The sequence below is a fragment of the Oceanospirillum sanctuarii genome, assembly GCF_002150805.1.
Classification (GTDB): domain Bacteria; phylum Pseudomonadota; class Gammaproteobacteria; order Pseudomonadales; family Halomonadaceae; genus Oceanospirillum; species Oceanospirillum sanctuarii.
The window spans coordinates 355,948-376,219 of record NZ_MTBA01000001.1 but is presented as its reverse complement, the minus strand read 5'-3'; the positions used below and the strand labels follow the sequence as shown (position 1 = coordinate 376,219).

Sequence of the window (20,272 nt, the reverse complement as noted above, 5' to 3'; positions counted from 1 at the left end):
ATAGGTTCAAGATCTTTCTTAAAAAAATGCCCCGTTATCTTTTCAGATAACGGGGCATTTCAGATCAGAGAGCTATTCGTTTCTGAGCCTATCGCAAGCCACTCAACTGACGCTCAATATCCGTGAACACCTGATCGTAGATTCCGACCAAAGCCTCACGGTCACTACTGTCTTTTGACCAGCGCCCCTGCTCCGCCATATCGATCGCTTTTCGTTCGATATCAGAAAGGTTGCGGATCTCAATCGGCTGGCCATTCAGGATAGAGTTCACATCCTCACGGGCACGTTGAGCACTGCGCAGTAGCTTCATCGAGTTACCCATTACGTTTGCCAGCTGAGTAATCTCACCCGCCTGACTATTTACCGTTTGGGCAGACTCAGCTGAGGACTTCAGTGTCTCACCGAACACTCCAGAGGTTTCACGGGCTTCTTCAACCGCCTCACGCAGAATCTCAAACTGAGTCGTCATGGAGTTCAGGGTTTCCATCATGGTATGGATGGACGTTGAGATCTCCTGAGCCGTGCCCCGGGACTGATCCGCAAGGCTGCGCACTTCATCAGCGACCACCGCAAAGCCACGTCCGGCTTCACCGGCACGGGCAGCTTCAATCGCTGCATTCAGCGCCAGCAGGTTGGTTTGACCTGCAAGGTCATCAATCTGGCTGCTGCGCCCCTGAATTTCCGATGCCGCCTGAGACATCGCCTGCAAAGCAGAGAAACTGGACTCCGCAGACTGCCCCGCTTCTTTTAGTGCCAGTGACATACGCTGGGATGCACCCACCATAGACTCTGCCGTTTCAGAGAAACTTCTGGAGAACCCGGAAATATGCTCTGCCTGTTGGTTCACATTTTCCAGCGTGGTATTCGCGGTAGACATCGCCGAGGACATGCCCCGTTCAGAACGCAGGAAAATACGGGACAACAGAGATTCGCGATCCACAATCTCCTGAGTACGCTGAGCCTCATCCAATACTTTCTGAATCTCTTCCAGAACACTACGGAAGGTGCCATTCAGACCCGCTACCTGCAAACGTCGATGATACATTCCATTGCCGGATGCCCGAACCGTACCCAGAATCTCGCGGAAAGCGGTTTCCGTTTGATCCAGTGCAGAGTTGATCTCAATTCTCAGCTTATCCAGTTCAGGATCGTTCAGGGTATTCGGCAGACGATGCTCAAGACGCCCTTTAGCTACATTCTCAAACAGCTTACGAATTTCCACTGCCTCGCTATTCGACTGAGGGCGGATCATAACCGCCACCATCCAGATAATAGCCACCACGCTTGCTATAAGAGGGGCAGCAGACACCCAGAAAGACACTACGCAGCCGAGCACCAGGATCAAAGCTGGCGCTAATACAGGGTTAGATAGAGAGAACAAGTTCTTCATAACTTTTACCCTCCTTTAATAAAAAGTCGTTAAGTACATTGGCACCTGCAGCAAGAGCATCACGGGCACCGGAAGCACGCTCAGCAGCCAGGATCTTTTCGTAAATGGATTCGATACGTTCAATGGCTTCAGGACGCGGGCAACGACGAACAGAGGTGTAACCAATAGGCTGACCGTTTGAACCCAGATCAGGTGTCATGTGCGCAAGTACCCAGTAGTAGCTGCCGTCTTTACTCATATTTTTCACATAAGCGAAGAACTCACGACCAGACTGAATGGTGTCCCATGCCAGTTTGAAGGTGGTTCTGGGCATATCCGGATGGCGGATAATATTGTGCTGTTTGCCCAATAGTTCCTGCTCGGTATAACCGGAGAACTCGATAAAAATCGGATTGCAGTAGGTAATTCTTCCCTTTGCGTCGGTCTTGGAAACAATAAAGTCATCCGTACGCATTTTTCGCTCAACCTGTGTTGGCTGAATCGATCTAGACTTCAAAATAACCTCACTTATGGTCGCCAAATCATTGGCAACATCAGACTATGCTTCCCGCAACAACCGGAAACCGTCAGGTAATGAATATGATGAAAACTCGCAAAAAGATGGTCAGATAAGAGGTATTAACCGCCATTAAATGGATATTAAAAGAATCTTATCTAAGTACAGAGGGCGGAATTAAACAATCTGATTGATTAAGAAGCAATGGCAAACCGGATAAAAATTGTGGATTGTGACAAAAGTATTAACAATTCAGTAATAAAGTTGTGCCTGAGCGGTACTTCACTTGCAAACAGCACTAACATCAAGGCGACTGGACTCTCTTTATAAACAAAATGCAGCATGCTAAGCATGAAATAAACCAGCGTGCAGAGCCGGATATCCTGTTACCGCGATTATCCGGCACGCAGTCTTTATCAAAACTTAATTTCAACGGGCTAATTCCGCCACCTGCCTCGGCTCATCAAAGGGCTGATCGTTGCGAATGTTATTATCGGTCATTGCTGGGTTTCCAACTCTCGCTTTGTCACTCAGAAAGATAAACACACCAAGGGCTATCAGCAGAAATGCAGTACTGCTGATAATCGCTACGGGATAGTAGAGATTGCCCGCGAGATCGAACTGACTGTACTTGATTACCATAATCAGCCCTTCCAAAGAGAGAGCGACGCAGACCGTACCGATAAAACGGGGAATCGTTCGTCTTAACGCTGCCACCGGATCTTCATCTTCTGCTTCTTCTCCGGAGTATTCCTTGTGGATCACCAGCGCCAGTTCAAACACCGCAAGGGCGATCACACCGGTATTAATACTTCCGAGAAAAATCTGCATAAAGCTCGTGCCGCTCAGCAGATCATTGATAATGTCGAAAATAAGGGAGACAACAATTGAAAGAGCCAAAACCAGAAAGATAACAGTGAAAAGCTTGGCAAAAGAGGTACGGATCAGAAGATTGGTTTGCGGGTTCATTTGACCACCTTGTCATTAAACTTAAGTATTAACCCCCGCTAGCCTAACAAGCCCTATCTCCAATGAAAAAATCTCATTTAGGGAAACCTTTTTAAATCACCAAAAAATTTAACACCATGATTTAAAAGGGTATTTTATTAAACCGCCGCGAATCAGACAGTTAGAAATGCTGGATTGAAACCCAACTTTAGAACTGACCAGTCACTAGAAATTAAGCCAGGATCAGAAATAGAGTCTCAGCCGTGCCGACAGGGAGGTGGGTACAGGGCCAAACTCAGAGGCATCCGAGCCATAACTGGAAAGCAGAGACAGCAAGAGATCACTCTCATCACTTAGGGAATAGACCGCACTGATCTGATGCAGTTGTGAAGCTCCGCCGGACAAGGTACTGAACAAGCCGGTGTAGTTGCCCTGCCAGAGAGGCGAGAGGGTTTTACCCAAACCAAGACCGATAACCTGCTCTGAGAGCTGAGGCTGTATTCCCTGTTTGACCAGTGCCGACTGACGAACCTTGTTTAGCTCCGATGCTTTATCGGCACCGTTACTTGCCTGATACAACTCCAGATTGATCAGAATGCCATCCAGTAGTTCGTTATCACTTTGGGTCTGATAATCCATACCAGCAATCATCAGGGCACTTCGTTTTTCTGTTTGCCCTTCTGAGCCTGATAAAACGCCATCCTGTTCATACAACACGGCTTCGATTCGGGAGCCTATTCCGGAGAGATTATCCGTCAGATCAAAACTGCTCTCCCAGGCAAAGCCCAGTGTTGAGCGCTGCATCACCCGTCCTGCCAGTAAGGTCACTTCGCCCCCGGATTCCATCAGGGTACGGTAATGCAGCGCCAGCGAATCCTCATCTACCCCTGTGTTGGCTATTATCTGCTCTTTAATGGCATGAGACGTTGGCAGATAGGCCAGTGTTATTGAAGAGAAATAGCCGGGGTAATACTCGCCCACCAAGGCATCGATGCCTGCTTTGTAATCGGTATCCAGATCTGTCGGGGCAAAGCTGCCAAAAAGGTTTAACGGCTGCCAGAAACGGCCCGTTCCCCAATCAATAGCCTGTCGTCCAAGGGTCACACGATACTGACCGGAATCCGGCTGATAGCGATAAAACAGACGATCCAGATCGTAACCGCCCTGAAAGCAGATATCCCCCTGACTTACCTCATCACAGGAGTTCCAAAGCCGATTATCACTGATCTCAGCAGCACGAAAATAGTCGATAGCGGACTCAGATGAACCTTGAGCAACAGAGGGGGAAGAAAAGGTCTGATGACGGAGTTTCAAATGTCCAGTTAGGGTGTGCTGCTGATCCGATGAGCTTCCCGTACTCATCAGGCGCAGGCTCAACTGCTGCTGGCGATTGTCAAACAGCTGAGAACTGTCGTCACCGTAGAAGCCGCCATAGCCTGACAGGCGGGCGCTGTTCTCCACGTTCCAGCTATCAAGCGTCCAGCTCTCATCAGCCCATGTGCTCTTTACGAAAACTAAGGTGATCAGGACACTAAAACATAACGTCGGGTTAAACCTTATCATTCGATCAGCACTCATCAGCAACGATACGCCCGTCTCTCAGGGTAATAATCCGTCTGGCACGCTCCATTACCCGTGGATCGTGGGTGGAAAACAGGAAAGTCGTTTGCAGCTCTTTGTCCTGACTCAGGGTGTACATGATATCCAGCAAAGCAGTGGCGTTTTCGGAGTCCAGATTCGCGGTTGGTTCATCCGCCAGCACCAGACGTGGCCCAGCGGCTAACGCCCGGGCAACCGCAACCCTCTGTTGCTGACCACCGCTTAACCCGGATGGACGACGATCCATCTGATCCGCCAGACCCACTAAGGTCAGAAAGTGTTCTGCCCGCTCACGCCGCTCTTTCTCCGGTCTGCCCTGCAGCACCATAATCAGCTCAACATTTTCCAGCGCTGAGAGCACCGGTACCAAATTGTAGGCCTGAAAGATAAAACCCAGCTCGAAGAGACGAAAATCCGATAGCTCACTTTCACTCAGTCGGGTCATATCCCGCCCGTTCAGCATCACCTCCCCCTCAGAAGGCGTATCCAGCCCGCCGATAATATTCAGTAGCGTGGTTTTACCGGAGCCGGATGGACCAACCAGAGCCGCGAACTCACCCTGCTCAACAGTCAGGTTAACCTCCTGCAACGCAGGAACCGTCAGCTCGCCCTGCTGATAAATTTTGCTGATATTGCTCAGGCTTAAGAGTGCCATGGGATGTCCTTATAAAATCGATTCAATACGGGAACGCGTGAAAGGTGGCATTCAGTCCCATCAGGTCTTTAATGCATCAACAGGTGCGACCCGACTGGCCTTAATGGCGGGATACAGGCCAGACAGCAAGGTCACCAGAAAAATACCACCACTAAGCTGCACGATGCGGTTCAGAGAAAGCTCCGGGCGAATCACAGGGTCCATATAGGTGCCCATAATAGCGGTGCTGTCTCCCATCATGCCGGAGAGATCCAGACCATTCGCTGAGAGCACCAGATGAAGGCCTCCGCCCAACAACCAGCCAAACAGCAGCGCCAACACACTGAGCAGAAACGCCTCGGCACAAACCAGCAACATCAGCTGAATCCTCGCCAGCCCAAGCGCCCGTAGGAGGCCAAATTCCCGGGTGCGCTCCAGCACACTCATCAGCACCGTATTGATGATGCCAAAGAGCACCATAATCAGAATCAGCAGCAAGAAGACGTAGTTTCCGGCATCATCCAGCGCCACAAACTGCACCAGATCCGGCATCAGGGTTTGCCAGTCCAGTAAAGCCAGCTGTCGGCTATTCAGAGATGAGTTCATCGCTTTATTCAGCAGCAACTGAGCCTGATCAGCGGCTCCCGCCGGTAACACAAACAAGGCGATTCGGGTCAGTGGCTGAGCGGTTTCGGCTTCAATTTCCGTTTTGGTTTTGGTTTCAATTTGAGCGCCTGTTGCCGTTAGCTCTGCCTTGAGGAATAACCGGCCCAATTCCAAAGGTGCCAGAATCAGATAACTGTCCAGATCATCCATCCCGGTCTGAAAAATCCCCCGAACCCGTCCTAACTGAGCCGTGGTATCACCACCCTGCGTACCCGCCATCAGCACGACCTTGCTGCCGAGGCGAACTTTCAGCTTGTTTGCCAGCGCCTGTCCCAGAACGATGCCATTTTCCTGCTCTTCGGATAACCAGTCGCCGACTATCAGCCCTTTTCTCAACTGCTCTGATCTTGGATCTTCGGCTTGTCCGGAGACTGATTCCAGTCCTACGCCAACGGAGTTATTCGCTGTGCTGGCGAGCAGTTGCAGTGAGATTCGCGGAATTGCACTGACCTGAATGCCCTGCTGAGCAAGCGCCTTCAGGGGGTGCTGAAGCTGATCCGTCAGCCCTTTCCCATCAGCAATCATCAGGCTGTTTGATGGCGCTTCCAGATAGCCTTTCGGCTGAATCGCCAGATGCCCCTCACCCAGTGTGATCGCATTACGGATCATGCTGTTATGGCTGCCATCCCCAATGCCGATGGAGATCACGGCCATGGCAAAGCCAATCGCAATGGAGGTCAGAGTGATCAGGGTGCGCTTACGATGACGCCAGAGATTGCGCCACGCCAGCCGAAGCAGCAAGGCCAAGGGCAAACCGGCAGCGTGCTGTCTTTTCATGGAACCGGAGGAAACAGAAGTCATCAGCGCAGTACCTCCGCAGGTTTCAGTTTGATCAGCTGCCAGCTGGGTATCAGGGCGCTCAACAGGGCAACCGTCACCATCAGCAGGCTTAACCCTGCCACCTGAGTCAGATTCAGATAGGCGGTCATCACAGGTTCAAACACCAGTCCGCCCCAGTCGTAGCCATCCGGCATACGGCTGCTGAAATCAATGCCGTGGCTTTCCAGCCACAAACCCGCCAGCGAACCAAGACCCGCACCTAAAAGTGCCGCCAGCAGCGCAAGAAAGAAGGATTCAATCAGCATCAGCAGCATCAGATGACGCCCTTTCATACCGATCGCCCGCAAAATACCCAGTTCATGCCGACGTTCATGCAGCGCCATCAGCAGGGTGTTTACCAGCCCCATTGAAGCGAGGCCAACCACAATAAATCCGATCACGGTGAGCATGGACTGGCTCATCTGCATCATGTTCGCCACCATGGGCGTCAGCTGTTGCCAGCTGCGTACAACCGCAGCACCACCCCATTCATCCAGCGGTTTCTGCTGCTGTAAGTCCGTGATGGCCTGGATCAGCTGCTGCTGAATCTGAGGCAGCTGCTCAGGCTGCGTCAGATGCACGGCAAGTTCGTGAAAGCCCTCGCTCAGCACCATCAGTTGTTGAAAATTATCAATCGACATCAGGATGCCAGCGCGATCAAAACCCGGCTCCAGAGGCTTAAGAATTCCGGAAACGATAAAGATGGCGTTACCAATACTGCCATCGGCGGCCTGAGTGACCAGAATCAGCTCACTACCGGGTTTTAGGGCCAGTTTCTTCGCCAGACTTTTGCCCACCAGCACGCGGTTATCACTGAGGTCTGAACGCCCCTTCGCGACCTTATCCAGCTGAACTGTTACCTTGCCTTCCCTTTTGGGATCAACAGCACGCAGCATGACGCCGGTAGAACTATCCTTACTGCTCGCAAGTCCAGCAGCCTGCAAACGGGGGGCAAAGGTTAAGTGAGGAAAGCGCTGCTCTAACGCTGTCAGATAATCCCACGGCAGGGTGGCATAGAGATCCTGATCGTCGATATAGGCTTGTCGGTGTAACTGAATATGCCCGCTGGTGAGGTTGGTGGCGTAATGCACCATCTGCCGGGACATTCCCTCCAGCAAGGCAGAGAAGAGAATCACAATTATCAACCCACCCGCCAACGCAGAAACCGTCAGCAGACTGCGTACCGGATTACGCCAGATATTGCGCCAGCCCATAAAGACCAGCATCGCAGGATGAGTTAGTGCCGGCGACAAGGTGGTAAAAAGTGGTTTCATATCAGAGTCCGCTCTTCAGATTCTGCAGGGAGAAAAAGCGGGGCTCCAGTGGCAGATCAAATTCGATGGACTTGTAAGTGATCACGGTGGACTCACCGGGTTTATCTTCCGGCAGGAGTCGCATCACCATAGGCACCTGATAACGACCGATCTGCTGCAGTTCTTCAAACAACATGGAACGGATCAGAGACTGCTGCTCATTAAAATAAAGCGTGCGGATCGGAGCCAGCGTCTGCTGATCGATCTCCATCACCACCTTACCCCAGACAACCGCTGCATCCGGTTTGGGAATCGCCGTAATCTCATACAACGCACGACCATCCCGTTTGCCTTCAAAGGTGATCTCAGAGTCGTAATCGGAGGCAAACTTGCTCTCTTTCACCAGATCATCATTGGTAAAGTGGCTGCCCATCCAGGAACCGGACATCATACTGACTGGCACCTTGGTCACCCGGTTGATCTTTGGCAGGTAGTTCCAGATATTCTCTTCCACCTTGAGGGTGGCAATGCCCTTGTCCTTAACGGGTTGCTGAATCACCACCAGCGAGTGTTCATCCCCCATGGACCAGGCTTCCATCTCCATCGTTCTCTGATAACGGCGGGTTTTCACCTGCATCTGCATTAACGTGTGAGAGGTATTTCCCCGCCAGAGCTGATCGATATGATCCAGCAGCTGTTTTGCAGTCAGTGGCTCACTTGGTGAAGTATCAGCCGATGCATTCTGAAACCCGGCCAACATCAGCAAGGCTGCCGCCAGCATCAGCCTGAAAGCCGTTAATACTTTTAGTGATGTGATGTTTCGACGGCGACTTTCCATTCTGCTCTCCTGCATGCCGGACTCTCTGGGGAAACTCATTAAGATCATTCTATCTCTTTGGGATAAAGGCTTACATCCGATAGGTCAACATCATCCCCAGAGCCTGTTTGTTCTTTTCGCTCACAATCGGACTATCAGTAATGGTGCTGTCCAGTCGCTCAAAGCGGTAGAAGCCGTGCAGCCCCCACTGGCGATCAAAGATATAGCTGGTGTTGATACCCACAAAAGGATTCAAAGCACTTTCCGGCGTATAAGCTGTTCGGCCTTTGGCAGAATCAATATTGCTACCGGAGATACCAAAGAGATGCTGCACGTAATCTTCACTTTGCCAGTAGATGCCGCCATGGGCTTTTAGGTTCCAGCCTAAGCCTCGGCCGAAAATCGGATGTTCTATCTTGGCCTCAGCCGTCAGGCCATTGGAGTTATCGGAAATATCCTGCTCCAGTTTTAAGGCAAGGCGTTGATAACGCACACGGGTCAACAGAGTCAGATCACCACCACCGGACTGGTAACCCTCCAGCTCTGGTGCGTCCGATTTCTTAAAGCCCGGAATCCAGTCACTTTCGTAACTCTCATCCCGATAGCCAACACCAATGCCGTATTGAACAGCATCGAGATTGATCTGGTATTGCGCGATGCCGTACTTAGGTCCAAAACGCCAGTTGCCCACTTCTGCATTCACAAAAGGCAGCGCCGTGGACTGAGCCGACAGACCTTTCCAGGGTGTTTCCAGCATACTGGCCATCACGCCAAACTCCCAACGCACCTGATCCGTTTGATGTTGTGGCTGCGCATTGGTGACAGTAGCAGTCGTCAGCCCTAGTAACAGGGCAAGAACTGAGCGAGAAGTAAAAGGTACTTGTTGTGAAGGTACTTGTTGTGTTGGCATTCCGTGGGGCTGGATCATGACTTCGCTTCCTGTGATAAATCGATCAAATGATTTGAAAGCGAGTTTATGGACTGAACCGGCAGGCCGCTTGTGGCAAATGTCACAAACCCCATCGTGACATTTATCACATCGCTTTAAACGGTTAAAAACGCTAAAGTTTCGGCCTAAACATAAGATAAAAACAGCCCGGATGTGAAAGCCCGATGGATCAGAACAATCAGCCCGCCAAAAACCAGACTCTGAGCTATCCAAGGGGTAAACAAGCAAGCGGTAAACAAGCAGGGGACAAAAAAAATAGCCCTCTGCGCCATTTTTTCAGTCGTGTGAAGGAACATTACGAGTTTTTACTGGCGCTGCTGACCTGGGACTTTGTTGGCTTTTATACCTTTGAAACCTGGATCGCACCTGAGATACGACCGGATTATCTGCCGGAGCCGAACCTCACCAATCTGATTCTGGTCTGCGGGGCTTTCTTCCTGTTTTTGCTCTACCTGATCTATACCGAGTTTTTCCGTCAGCGCTGGCCCAAGCTGGCAACACCGATACTGATCGGCACCCTGCTGATCCTCTGCGGCCTGCTGCTTTTCTTCCATATCGGGCTGGTCGCTATTCTGTTGATTATCTATCTGGTCAAACTGGTGGATTACGGCTTGAAACCGATGCAGATTCTTCCCGTAATTCTGCTGCCCGTTCTGATTGCTCTTTTCGATGCCGGTGCTAATGGCCAAAGCCATGTGCTGATAAACGGTCTGGCTTTTACTCTCTACAACACCTTTGCCTATATGTTTGCTATTCGGCTGCACTCTGAACGGGAAGCTAGGGCGCAATCCGCCAATCTGCTGCGGGAACTAAAGGCCACTCAAACTCTGCTGCATGACACCGCAGCACGGGATGAACGTCTGAGAATCGCCCGGGATCTGCACGATACCCTCGGCCACCACCTCACGGGACTCAGTATTCAGCTGGAAGTGGCTAACCACTGCAAAGCAGAGCAAGCGCCAGAACATATTGCCAAGGCTCAGCAGATCACCCGCCTGCTGCTCAGTGATGTTAGAAGCTCCGTCAGCACCTTGCGGGAACAACGTAAAATCGATCTGGCAACGGCGCTGACAACCCTTTGCAGTAACCTGCCGAAGCTTGAAGTAAAGCTTGAGACCGATCCCGATCTGACCATCTGTAATGCACAACTGGCGGGCGCTCTCTTCCATGCGGTTCAGGAAGCCCTGACCAACTGCATGAAGCACAGTCAGGCCGACCAGATACGAATCAGCCTAAAGAAGGATGATTGCGGCCCCTGCCTGACGATTCAGGACAACGGCAACCAAAAAGCCAGGATACCTGCTCAACCCCATCAGGCCGGAAATGGCCTAACCGGCATGGCTGAACGGCTCGCCCCCTTTGATGGCAAGCTGGAGGCAGACAACAACGAACAGGGTTTTGCGATCCGAATCACTATCCCGTTTGTCGAAACGGATGTGTTCTAAATGACGCTAAATATTCAGAAACAAGGAATTTAAGCCATGATCAGGGTGCTTTTGGTTGACGATCAGACACTGCTGCGCGAAGGACTGAAAAGCCTGCTGGCGTTAAAAGACAATATTCAGGTTGTGGCTGAAGCCGCCAACGGTGAAGAAGCGCTGCAATTATTGGCTGATCGGGGTGGCGAAATTGATGTCGTCCTGCTGGATATCCGTATGCCGGTTCTGGACGGAATAGGCGTTTTAAAAGCGATGCGGGAGCAGGATTTGACGCAGCCGGTTCTGGTGCTGACCACCTTTGATGACACGGAACAGGCGCTGGAGTGCATTCGCTATGGGGCCAAAGGCTATGCCCTGAAGGATATCAATCTGGAACGTCTGACCGGGGCAATTGAAACACTGGCCAAGGGTGGAACGGCGCTCTCCCCCGGTATAACCGACCGGATTCTCACCGCCGCACCAAAACGGAATGACGATCAAAGCCCCGTAATAGAAACCCTGACCGACAGCGAGCTTAAGGTGCTTAGCCTGATTGCTGCGGGCTATTCCAACGGCGAGATCGCCGATGCTCTGTGTCGGTCTGAGGGTACGATCCGTAATCAGGTTTCTTTTGTACTCAGAAAGCTGGATGTACGGGATCGAACCCGGGCGGTGCTTAAAGCGATTGATCTGGGGCTGCTTTGAGTTCAGCCCCGGAAAACTAACGTGGACGTGCCGCCATCATGATCTTGTTATCGACGCTGTAAACGATAAAGTCCTGTCCATCTAACGTGAAAGGGTAAGGGTTTATCGCTTCAGACTCCGGCACAATCTTGTAGAGCTTGTTGTCGCTTGGATCAAACTCCCAGATGCAGGCCAGACGACTGCCCTCGTTGTCGAAGAAAACCGTTTTGCTGTCCTCATTCCAGCGAATACCGAAAATGCTCTCCCAGTAATAATCATCCTCGTTGGGCAGAAGATCCGGCGACATGCTGACTTTGTCCGTCACACGATCATAAACCACCAGCGGACGCGCATCTTTCAGCATTTCAGGATTGGTCATCTCACGCATACGTTCCAGCTGAAGACTCTGCTGGTAAGGCATAGAGCTTGCGAGATCCTCATCAAAAACGAACCTGGCCACTACCGCCAGCTTATTGCCATCTTTCGAAGCCATCCAGGCGGACTGCTCACGAATCTGATTGGCAAAAAACTCCGGCTTGTCATCAATACCAACCTCGAAGATATCGCCTTCGAAGAGTGTTCCTGCGGTTACACCGTAGTATTCGTCATTTTTGCTCCAGTGTTGATTTACCAGAATCTGATCACCATAAAGGCCAACCTGCGTGCCGATATCACATTTCCCCTGAACCCCTTTGTTCTCAAGAATGTTGTACTCGTAGAGACACTGTTTTCTCACCTCGGGATTGTGAAAAGTGAAATATACGAAAGGTTTGTTATCAACCAGAGCAACGACCGGAATCGAGCTGATATTCATCTTCAGCAGCTGTTTACGCGGCCAGGGAGTATAAATATCCGCCCCCAATGCTTCTGCTTTTTCACGGGAGTACTGATCCAACTGGTCAAGCGTCGGCACCAACATTCCCTGCTGAAGCATCTTTACCGATAAGCTTTCAGGCTGTGGCTCACGTACTGCCTGTAACAACTGGCCAATACGGTCAATAAACACCTGTTCACACTCACGTAAAGGGGAGATTTCACAGGCATTATTACGCGCTTTAAGCCAGGTCTTCTGGCTCTCTTTCAGCCCTTCCTGACCGGGCAGGTTACGGGCTTTAAAATAGAGCTTACCGATCACCTCATCCATTACGCTCAATGATTCGGTCGAGCAGATCTGCAGCTCAATGGGGGCTTTTGCTAGTTTACAGTCAAAACTGGCGGCCTGAGCAGGTAAACTCAAAAAGGCCACAGCACCTGACAGCAGGAGTGAAAGCCGGGCGAATCGCTTCATAACAATCCCTTAATCCATTGAAATAAATAGTGTTCTTGAGTGAACAAGCGAAAATTTGCCTCGGATCTTAATAGGTTAGAGTAATTGCGTAAACCTGACGGTCAGCCAAATGCCAAAGGGATCACAGCATTCTTACTGTTTCTTCACGTTTTAAAGTTGCTGGCGATAGCTGATCGTCCACAAATCCGTTATTATGCCCGCGCATTTCAGGGGATCAGCTCTATACTGCGTGTAATCAGCTGATCGCCCAACTCGACCCTTCAGGATTCCAATGAAAAAGACATTTAAGCTTTCCCATCCCAAGATCAAATATCCACGTCTGATCGAAGCCGCTAAAAACGAAGCCAAAAAATACCAGAAGCGTGAGCGCAACAAAGCCCTGCCGAAAGGTGCTGATTTCTGGGCATTTGAATGTAAGTTCGGTGCCGATGCCGACACTGCTGAAGTGATTCGTGCTGCAGAGATCAATGAAAAGATCAGTTTTGCTGAGTCTCAGGAATGGCAGAGTTTCTATCTGGAAATCATCGCCGTACCGGCAAACCGAGTGTTTGTTGAGCGTGAAGACGATGAAGATGACGATCTGGAAGATCCGTTTGAGGATGATGAGGACTACTAAGTTCGCGAAAGCGCTTGGTAAATGCTCATAAAAAAGCCAGACCTTAGGTCTGGCTTTTTCGTATCTGAAGGTGAGAGACAGAAGCTATCAGAGAGTCACTGCCGCTTCTATATCCCGATAACGCAGCAGCTCACAACTGCCAAAGCCATTCAGCTGTCGGGCTTTAATTTTGGTGAATACGGGTTGGGTTAAACCTGCTAAGAAGCGGGCGCTTAAGATGCGCTTTTCTTCATCGGTGAGATCAAGCGGGCTATCAGTCTCCAGCTTCTGCAAAAAGGCAGCAACATTGGCTTTAAGTTGCGTCTGATCCGGCCACTTGGGTTCCTGCACATAACTCAGATGCGCTACCTGCCCACGGCAGACGGAGCAATGGCCGCAGGCGTTGGGGCTGGAGCTTTCATCAAAATAGCGGGACAAATTGTGGGTCAGGCAGCGATCCAGTTGGAAGAAACGGATCAGCGCACCGATACGCTCAATTTCTTTCTGCTCTTTCTCAGTCACATAGGCATAAAGCTTCGCCACCGGATCATCATTTTTCAGGCGGCTCATATCCACCCGAAACACTTCAGTCATCTTGGAGGCCGACAGCTCAATCAGCCCCTGTTCGTGCAGATAATCCAGAGCGGCAATCGCCCGATGGCGCTCAGCACCCGCGCCATAAGCCTGATACAGGCTGTCAAAATCCGGTACACCCCAGGTCTTTTTGAATGCGGTATGTTCAAACACCGCTTGCAGGAAAGGTACACGTTCACCGGAGAACTTCGCCAGAATCACCGCTTTATCGGCTACGAACTTATACTTGTACTCAGCAAAGTAGCTGCGCAATGGCTCTAAGATGCCCATCAGTTCCAGCTGCACCAGCAGGGTTTTCAGGGGTAACTGGCGGATATTGGTCTGGTTTGACAGGGTGTACAGCTGCACTTCCCAATGGCTGGCCGAGCTTCCGGCAACAAAGCTCTCCTCCTCTATCGCCTGAATCAGCCGCTGAATATCCGAGCGCAGCGGCGTATCACCATAGACGAAGTTTTCCAGCACCGGCACGCCATCAAGACTTGCCAGAGTGATGCAGTTGGATGGCTGACCGTCACGTCCCGCACGGCCGATCTCCTGACTGTAGTTCTCGATGGATTTCGGCAGATCGTAATGCACCACAAAGCGGATATCGGACTTATCGATCCCCATACCGAAGGCGATAGTAGCCACAACAACGCGGATTTTTCCCGCCATAAAGTCGGCCTGAATCTGCTCTCGCTGCTCATTAGGCAAGCCAGCGTGATAAGCGGTGGCGTTGATGCCTTGCTGGCTCAGATACGTGGCTACATCTTCAGCCGTATGCTGCAGAGTCACGTAAACAATGCCATCACCCTGCTGCTGGTCGATCACCTGCTTCAGAGCCGCTTTCGGTTGCTGACCAGATTGCAGCGGCAGCACACTAAGGTCCAGATTCGGACGGTAGAAACCGGTCTGCACCACATGCTCCGGCGCGATACCGAATTTAAGCGCCATATCTTTTTTCACCCGTCGGGTGGCCGTGGCGGTTAACAGCAGCACCAGCGGAATATTCAGCTGATTACGGTACTCCGGCAGCTTCAGATAATCCGGACGGAAATTATGCCCCCACTCGGAGATACAGTGGGCTTCATCCACCACCAGCATGGAGATAGGCACAGATTCGATAAACTGACGGAAGCGTTCGTTTTTAAAGCGCTCCACCGACACCATCAGAATTTTCAACCGACCGGAACGGGCATCCTGCACCACCTGCTGATGCTCTTCATTGGTCAGGGTTGAGTCGATACTGGCCGCAGCGATGCCCTTGCTGTGCAGGAACTCCAGCTGATCTTTCATCAGCGCCAGCAAAGGCGAAACTACCAGGGTCAGATGAGGCAGCTGCAATGCCGTAAACTGATAACAGAGGGATTTACCGGAACCGGTTGGAAAGATCGCCAGCGACGAATGCCCGGCTAACAGCTGCTCAACGGTTTGTTGCTGACCACCCCGAAAAGCGGGAAAACCAAAGGTTTGCTGGAGTTTACTGTTCAGCTCCTGAATGGATGCGGTTTGAGGATGTTCAGACATAAACACTCCCTGTTATCGGTAGGGTGTTATTCCCAAAGGAATAGTAAAAGATCAGGGGCGCTCATCCTTAGGCGCACCCTGATCGCATTTTTTGCATTCAAGCATTGAGCCTAACATACCTTCGCGACCTTCCGGAGTAACCACCCAAGGCCGCTCCTGCCAGGGCGGATTGTGCCGGACATGCTGATTATGGCCGCAGACCAACTGGGCAACCCAGTGGCCTTCGCTATCGGTGTGGAATCCGGTGATGGCTTGCTGCATCAGGAGTTCAAAATCTTCAGCGGCAGTGCCAGCAGATCATCACCGGTACCTGCCAGATAGATAATCACGGCACAGAAACCGGCAACCGTTACCACATACCAGATTGCGGAGAAAATTTGACCGTAACGATCCAGCGGCAGCAGGTGGCTTTGGTGACGTTGCTTCCATTCAAAAAAGATCTCTGCGGTACCGATCAGCAGCAGAAAACCCAGCAGTGCCAGTCCAAAACTGTAACTGATCAGAATGCCAAGACCTGCCCCTGCGCCACAGAGAATCAGACCGGCAACGGAGTTCATGGAGAAGCTGATACTTTTCAGCACATGGCCGCCATCCAGAGGCAGAATTGGGAGCAGGTTAAAGAGGTTCAGCAGGCTGTTGAAGGCGGCGATACCGGCGAAGAAAATATTGCCCGTGACCCAATAGGCGATCAGCGCCAACAGAGACATCCCCAGACCAAAGAACGGCCCCATGAGGGAGATCATCACATCCTGCCAGCGGGTGTTGATCTTGGCATCACCCAGCGCAAGGCCGCCCATAAAGGGGATCAGGTAGATGCCTTTGGTTTTCATACCGAAGTGCTGCATCGCACGGATATGACCGTATTCGTGTACCACAAGACAAGCGATCAGACTCAGAGCAAACTCCAGCGAAAACAACCAGGAATAGGCCGCTAAACTGGCACCCGCCAATACCACCTTGATCACCTTGGCGCTTTTGATCAGCTTCATGCCCAGAGACAGCAGACCGACCATACTGAACTGACGCGGTACTTTAGGTTCAACAACCGGTGTCTGGCGCTCAATATCTTTTACCGTGCGCTCACCGTCGGTCAGTACTTCACCGGCGATTTTCAGCTGGTAGTCGAACTGGAACGGCTGCCAACCCAGCTTAAAGCTCAGCTCACAGGGAATCACCTCGCCATTTCGGCTGTCGGTCAGCTCAAAACTCAGGCTGAACTCACCCTCAGCGTTACCATCAGCATTTTTACCGGCAACCGCCTGTCCGCCCCAGTAAAGCACCTGCCAGCCCGCCATAGAGGCTTCCAGCCGCAACGGCTGGCCCAAACAATCGATATTGAGAAGTTCCAAGGTAATCCCCGTTGTAAATCAAACGCTTAAAATTGCGGCTATTATGCCTGAAGCCATGCACAAAGAACCATATACGCGGCAATTCCGTAACGGATACAACCTGACTTTATAGAGAACTTGCCGTGGCTGTACTTCGACTGATTCTGGGCGACCAGCTCAATGACCATATCACCAGCTTGCAGGATATCGATCCGGCCCAAGACCGGGTACTGATGTGCGAGCTGACGGAAGAAACCACCTACGTGCCGCACCATAAGAAGAAGTTGGTGTTTTTTCTCTCGGCCATGCGTCACTTCGCCCGTGATCTGCAAAAGCGCGGGCTAAATGTGCATTACGATAGCCTTGATGAGAATCTGCACAGCTTTTCTGACGCGGTGAAAAAGCAGTTCACCGCCCCTGATCCGATTACGGGTCAGCCTGTCGCCTTTGAAAAGCTTGTGGTCACTCACCCGGGAGAGTACAGGGTGCTGCGTCAGCTGAAAGCCCTTAAAGAGGAGCTGAATATTCCCGTTGAGATCCGCCCGGATCACCGCTTTCTGGCAACAAAAAAGCAGTTTGCTGATTGGGCTCAGGGCAGAAAACAGCTAAGAATGGAGCTGTTTTACCGCCAGATGCGCAAAAACCTCAATATTCTGATGCAGGATGGCGAACCTGTTGGCGGGCAATGGAATTACGATCAGGAAAATCGCAAAGCTTTACCATCAGATCTGCAACCATCCGCCCCACTCGGCTTTAAACCCGATGCCATCACACGTCAGGTGATTCAGCAGGTCAGTGAACGCTTCCCTCAGCACTTCGGCGATCTGGCGGATTTTCACTATGGCGTCACCCGTGCTCAGGCTTTACAGGTGCTTGAGCACTTTATCAGCCAGCGTTTACCTCGGTTTGGCGATTATCAGGATGCGATGAAGCAGGATCAGCCCTGGCTGTTTCACAGTCATATCGGGCTTTATCTTAATATCGGGTTGTTAACACCGATGGAGGTGATTCGTGCGGCGGAAAAAGCCTGGCAGAATCAGGCTGCGCCATTAAATGCGGTAGAGGGTTTTATCCGTCAGATTCTCGGCTGGCGGGAGTATGTGCGCGGCCTCTACTGGCTGAAGATGCCGGACTACAAAAAACTCAATTATCTTAATGCCAAGCGCCCGCTGCCGGAGTTCTACTGGAGCGGTAAAACCCGCATGAACTGCCTCAGCCAATGCGTAAAACAAACTAAAGAACACGCCTACGCCCACCATATTCAACGCCTGATGGTGCTGGGAAACTTTGCCCTGCTGACAGGACTGTCGCCGGATGAGGTCAACGACTGGTATCTGCTGGTTTATGCCGATGCGTTGGAATGGGTCGAACTGCCCAATGTTTCCGGCATGATTCTGTTTGCCGATGGCGGTTATCTGGGCAGCAAACCCTATGCCGCTGGCGGTGCCTATATCAACCGGATGTCGGACTACTGCAAACACTGCACTTACAAGGTGAAAGAGAAAACCGGTAATCATGCCTGCCCCTTTAACTATCTTTACTGGGACTTTCTGGATCGCAATAAAGAGACATTGAAAGGCAACCCGCGCATGGGACTGGTGTATAAAAATCTTGATCGGATGAGTGATGCTCAGGTTAAAGCGATTCGCATGCAGGCGGATAGTTTTCTGCGCAAGCTGGATGCCGGAGAAACGGTCTGATGAAAGGTAAAAATCGTTAAGAGGCCATTAGAGATGAAAGGCCATAAGAAAAATTTCCTGCCGGAGAAGACCTGCCCGACCTGCAATCGCCCTTTTAAGTGGCGCAAGAAATGGGCTAAAGATTGGGAGCAGGTACGTTACTGCTCCCAACGCTGCCGCTCTGCGAAAGGCGATTCCGGTTAATCCGCAGAAAACACCAGATCACCGTACCAGGCTTCCGCTTCACTGCCGGAGTTATCGGTATCCGTCATAATGGCAATCGCTTTGATGGTGGTAATCTCTTTGCCAAACAGCCGCTTAAGGTCACTTTTCAGGTTACGTTTCTCGGTGTACCAGCCATCTCCTGCAGGCCGATGGCGTACGGACACCATCATGGCGCTGCCGCCAGCAAAAGGATTAGGCCACTCCTCCCCTACCGGAGACTGTGCTGACCAGACATAACTGATCGCCTTAGTGCTGAAAAAAGTCCAGCCGTCATTCACCACCACATAAACCCGGGCAGCAAAATCATCACCTTTCTTGATCCGCTCGTTATCCAGATCCGGCAGCCGGGTCACCTTCCAGCGCCAGCTAAGGTACGGGGTTTTATTCAGATCAATCTCGGTTTCATAAAACAGGCCGGAAGCCGCACCCTTACTGTTGGCTTTAATAGCAGGCGAGCCGGCATCCTTGGCGAGCTGGTAATCCGTAAAGCCTTCAAACTCTTTTGTTGGCCACTGCATCATCAGCATGGGCGAAAAGCGAATTTCTCCGTTCTGATCCGGATTTTCTGCCTTAGCAAATGAGCTTATGAGCATCAGAAGAACAACCGATATCAAGCTATACAAAGATGTCGGGGTAGCTCTTTTATCCCCCTTAAAACCGACAAAACCGTGACTTATCAGTCGCATACAAAACCTCTTCCGGAACTTTATTAGACAGAACTTACTTGTCGATATACGCGGCAAACACTATTCTGTATTCATTTTTATCTACGACTTTAATCTTAAGACCTTAGATTAAGCAGACAAAACATCGTCCCCACAGATCAAAAGCTTAATCCGGTATGAACAAGTCAGTAAGGACTTCTTTAAAGATGGCAGAACAGATTTCCGTAATTGAAGGCAATAAGGCGCAAAAATATCAGAGCCTGTTACCTCAGATTGAAGCTCTGGTAAGCACCGAGCAGGATGTAATCGCGAATCTGGCGAACATTAGTGCAGCACTAAAAGAAGGTATGGGCTATTTCTGGGTGGGTTTTTACCATGCAGAGACACCGGACATGCTGGTTCTTGGTCCCTTTCAGGGCCCTGTTGCCTGCACACGAATCCCCAAAGGCAAAGGCGTTTGTGGTGCAGTATTTGAGCAACGCAAAACCTTGGTTGTGCCCAATGTTGACGAGTTTCCGGGCCATATCGCCTGCTCCAGCGCCTCCAAATCCGAAATCGTGTTACCGATTTTTAAGCGCGGCAAAGTCGCCTGGGTACTGGATATCGACAGCGATCAACTGAACGACTTCGATGAAGTTGATCAGCATTGGCTGGAGAAACTGACCTCCATGATCGGCCTGATGCTTTAAGGCTAGGACGGCAGAATTTACCCGAAAGGT

The 20,272-nt window shown here is 51.1% G+C and carries 20 protein-coding genes; 6 read left to right on the top strand and 14 right to left on the bottom strand.

All coding sequences use genetic code 11. The annotated features are described in order from the left end of the window. Positions 1–88 precede the first annotated feature (88 nt). The 9 genes from BV405_RS17940 to BV405_RS01645 all read right to left on the bottom strand — a co-directional run bounded on the left by BV405_RS17940 (position 89) and on the right by BV405_RS01645 (position 9,550). Positions 89–1,390: a methyl-accepting chemotaxis protein gene (locus tag BV405_RS17940; RefSeq protein ID WP_095533088.1), complete on the bottom strand. Its 1,302-nt coding sequence runs from the start codon at positions 1,388–1,390 to the stop codon at positions 89–91. Then, a complete protein-coding gene (locus BV405_RS01680) occupies positions 1,365–1,844 on the bottom strand; it encodes a PAS domain-containing protein (protein WP_086479113.1) in 480 nt (159 codons plus the stop codon). The genes BV405_RS17940 and BV405_RS01680 overlap by 26 nt, the downstream gene beginning before the upstream one ends. 471 nt (positions 1,845–2,315) lie before the next feature. Continuing rightward, complete coding sequence (locus BV405_RS01675; RefSeq protein ID WP_245832196.1) at positions 2,316–2,855, bottom strand: hypothetical protein; 540 nt, start codon at positions 2,853–2,855, stop codon at positions 2,316–2,318. A 222-nt stretch (positions 2,856–3,077) separates the two neighbouring features. Further along, on the bottom strand, positions 3,078–4,412 hold the full coding sequence (locus tag BV405_RS01670) for a hypothetical protein (RefSeq protein ID WP_140054416.1): 1,335 nt from the start codon (positions 4,410–4,412) through the stop codon (positions 3,078–3,080). Beyond that, positions 4,402–5,088, bottom strand: coding sequence for an ABC transporter ATP-binding protein (locus BV405_RS01665; RefSeq protein WP_086479111.1), 687 nt, complete (start codon positions 5,086–5,088; stop codon positions 4,402–4,404). The genes BV405_RS01670 and BV405_RS01665 overlap by 11 nt, the downstream gene beginning before the upstream one ends. A gap of 60 nt (positions 5,089–5,148) precedes the next feature. Continuing rightward, complete coding sequence (locus BV405_RS01660; protein ID WP_086479110.1) at positions 5,149–6,534, bottom strand: ABC transporter permease; 1,386 nt, start codon at positions 6,532–6,534, stop codon at positions 5,149–5,151. After that, positions 6,534–7,826: an ABC transporter permease gene (locus BV405_RS01655; protein WP_086479109.1), complete on the bottom strand. Its 1,293-nt coding sequence runs from the start codon at positions 7,824–7,826 to the stop codon at positions 6,534–6,536. The genes BV405_RS01660 and BV405_RS01655 overlap by 1 nt, the downstream gene beginning before the upstream one ends. A gap of 1 nt (position 7,827) precedes the next feature. Next, a complete protein-coding gene (locus BV405_RS01650) occupies positions 7,828–8,643 on the bottom strand; it encodes an outer membrane lipoprotein-sorting protein (RefSeq protein ID WP_086479108.1) in 816 nt (271 codons plus the stop codon). A gap of 70 nt (positions 8,644–8,713) precedes the next feature. Then, entirely contained in the window at positions 8,714–9,550 is an 837-nt protein-coding gene (locus tag BV405_RS01645) for a MipA/OmpV family protein (protein ID WP_086479107.1), read from the bottom strand. Positions 9,551–9,735: 185 nt separating this feature from the next. Here BV405_RS01645 and BV405_RS01640 point away from each other — a divergent pair, with 185 nt between their 5' ends. Together BV405_RS01640 and BV405_RS01635 are read left to right on the top strand one after the other, a co-directional pair. Next, complete coding sequence (locus tag BV405_RS01640) at positions 9,736–11,016, top strand: sensor histidine kinase (protein WP_086479106.1); 1,281 nt, start codon at positions 9,736–9,738, stop codon at positions 11,014–11,016. Positions 11,017–11,052: 36 nt separating this feature from the next. Next, positions 11,053–11,694 carry a response regulator gene (locus BV405_RS01635; protein WP_086479105.1) on the top strand — a complete coding sequence of 214 codons (642 nt, stop codon included), beginning with the start codon at positions 11,053–11,055 and terminating at the stop codon, positions 11,692–11,694. A gap of 16 nt (positions 11,695–11,710) precedes the next feature. On the opposite strand, the gene BV405_RS01630 is transcribed toward BV405_RS01635, so the two are convergent. Next, entirely contained in the window at positions 11,711–12,961 is a 1,251-nt protein-coding gene (locus BV405_RS01630; protein WP_086479104.1) for a lysozyme inhibitor LprI family protein, read from the bottom strand. Positions 12,962–13,232: 271 nt separating this feature from the next. On the opposite strand from BV405_RS01630, the gene BV405_RS01625 reads away from it, so the two are divergent. Further along, on the top strand, positions 13,233–13,577 hold the full coding sequence (locus BV405_RS01625) for a DUF6172 family protein (RefSeq protein ID WP_086479103.1): 345 nt from the start codon (positions 13,233–13,235) through the stop codon (positions 13,575–13,577). 87 nt (positions 13,578–13,664) lie between these two features. On the opposite strand, the gene BV405_RS01620 is transcribed toward BV405_RS01625, so the two are convergent. The 3 genes from BV405_RS01620 to BV405_RS01610 are packed head-to-tail and all read right to left on the bottom strand — an operon-like array spanning position 13,665 to position 17,005. Next, complete coding sequence (locus BV405_RS01620) at positions 13,665–15,656, bottom strand: RecQ family ATP-dependent DNA helicase (protein WP_086479102.1); 1,992 nt, start codon at positions 15,654–15,656, stop codon at positions 13,665–13,667. 51 nt (positions 15,657–15,707) lie between these two features. Next, positions 15,708–15,917 carry a DUF3565 domain-containing protein gene (locus BV405_RS01615; protein ID WP_086479101.1) on the bottom strand — a complete coding sequence of 70 codons (210 nt, stop codon included), beginning with the start codon at positions 15,915–15,917 and terminating at the stop codon, positions 15,708–15,710. Next, positions 15,917–17,005: a site-2 protease family protein gene (locus BV405_RS01610; RefSeq protein ID WP_086479100.1), complete on the bottom strand. Its 1,089-nt coding sequence runs from the start codon at positions 17,003–17,005 to the stop codon at positions 15,917–15,919. The genes BV405_RS01615 and BV405_RS01610 overlap by 1 nt, the downstream gene beginning before the upstream one ends. A gap of 122 nt (positions 17,006–17,127) precedes the next feature. Here BV405_RS01610 and BV405_RS01605 point away from each other — a divergent pair, with 122 nt between their 5' ends. After that, on the top strand, positions 17,128–18,684 hold the full coding sequence (locus BV405_RS01605; protein ID WP_086479099.1) for a cryptochrome/photolyase family protein: 1,557 nt from the start codon (positions 17,128–17,130) through the stop codon (positions 18,682–18,684). Between the two features lie 33 nt (positions 18,685–18,717). Next, a complete protein-coding gene (locus BV405_RS01600; RefSeq protein ID WP_086479098.1) occupies positions 18,718–18,867 on the top strand; it encodes a DUF2256 domain-containing protein in 150 nt (49 codons plus the stop codon). Here BV405_RS01600 and BV405_RS01595 read toward each other — a convergent pair. Beyond that, complete coding sequence (locus BV405_RS01595; protein ID WP_176330003.1) at positions 18,864–19,481, bottom strand: DUF3047 domain-containing protein; 618 nt, start codon at positions 19,479–19,481, stop codon at positions 18,864–18,866. The two genes, BV405_RS01600 and BV405_RS01595, sit on opposite strands and share 4 nt — an antisense overlap. A gap of 278 nt (positions 19,482–19,759) precedes the next feature. On the opposite strand from BV405_RS01595, the gene BV405_RS01590 reads away from it, so the two are divergent. Then, positions 19,760–20,242 carry a GAF domain-containing protein gene (locus BV405_RS01590; RefSeq protein WP_086479096.1) on the top strand — a complete coding sequence of 161 codons (483 nt, stop codon included), beginning with the start codon at positions 19,760–19,762 and terminating at the stop codon, positions 20,240–20,242. Positions 20,243–20,272: the final 30 nt, after the last annotated feature.

Bases quoted from the DNA above. Each gene is read 5' to 3' on its own strand.
- BV405_RS17940 (WP_095533088.1), bottom strand. From the start codon at position 1,390: ATGAAGAACTTGTTCTCTCTATCTAACCCTGTATTAGCGCCAGCTTTG.
- BV405_RS01680 (WP_086479113.1), bottom strand. From the start codon at position 1,844: ATGCGTACGGATGACTTTATTGTTTCCAAGACCGACGCAAAGGGAAGA.
- BV405_RS01675 (WP_245832196.1), bottom strand. From the start codon at position 2,855: ATGAACCCGCAAACCAATCTTCTGATCCGTACCTCTTTTGCCAAGCTT.
- BV405_RS01670 (WP_140054416.1), bottom strand. From the start codon at position 4,412: ATGAGTGCTGATCGAATGATAAGGTTTAACCCGACGTTATGTTTTAGT.
- BV405_RS01665 (WP_086479111.1), bottom strand. From the start codon at position 5,088: ATGGCACTCTTAAGCCTGAGCAATATCAGCAAAATTTATCAGCAGGGC.
- BV405_RS01660 (WP_086479110.1), bottom strand. From the start codon at position 6,534: ATGACTTCTGTTTCCTCCGGTTCCATGAAAAGACAGCACGCTGCCGGT.
- BV405_RS01655 (WP_086479109.1), bottom strand. From the start codon at position 7,826: ATGAAACCACTTTTTACCACCTTGTCGCCGGCACTAACTCATCCTGCG.
- BV405_RS01650 (WP_086479108.1), bottom strand. From the start codon at position 8,643: ATGGAAAGTCGCCGTCGAAACATCACATCACTAAAAGTATTAACGGCT.
- BV405_RS01645 (WP_086479107.1), bottom strand. From the start codon at position 9,550: ATGATCCAGCCCCACGGAATGCCAACACAACAAGTACCTTCACAACAA.
- BV405_RS01640 (WP_086479106.1), top strand. From the start codon at position 9,736: ATGGATCAGAACAATCAGCCCGCCAAAAACCAGACTCTGAGCTATCCA.
- BV405_RS01635 (WP_086479105.1), top strand. From the start codon at position 11,053: ATGATCAGGGTGCTTTTGGTTGACGATCAGACACTGCTGCGCGAAGGA.
- BV405_RS01630 (WP_086479104.1), bottom strand. From the start codon at position 12,961: ATGAAGCGATTCGCCCGGCTTTCACTCCTGCTGTCAGGTGCTGTGGCC.
- BV405_RS01625 (WP_086479103.1), top strand. From the start codon at position 13,233: ATGAAAAAGACATTTAAGCTTTCCCATCCCAAGATCAAATATCCACGT.
- BV405_RS01620 (WP_086479102.1), bottom strand. From the start codon at position 15,656: ATGTCTGAACATCCTCAAACCGCATCCATTCAGGAGCTGAACAGTAAA.
- BV405_RS01615 (WP_086479101.1), bottom strand. From the start codon at position 15,917: ATGCAGCAAGCCATCACCGGATTCCACACCGATAGCGAAGGCCACTGG.
- BV405_RS01600 (WP_086479098.1), top strand. From the start codon at position 18,718: ATGAAAGGCCATAAGAAAAATTTCCTGCCGGAGAAGACCTGCCCGACC.
- BV405_RS01595 (WP_176330003.1), bottom strand. From the start codon at position 19,481: ATGCTCATAAGCTCATTTGCTAAGGCAGAAAATCCGGATCAGAACGGA.
- BV405_RS01590 (WP_086479096.1), top strand. From the start codon at position 19,760: ATGGCAGAACAGATTTCCGTAATTGAAGGCAATAAGGCGCAAAAATAT.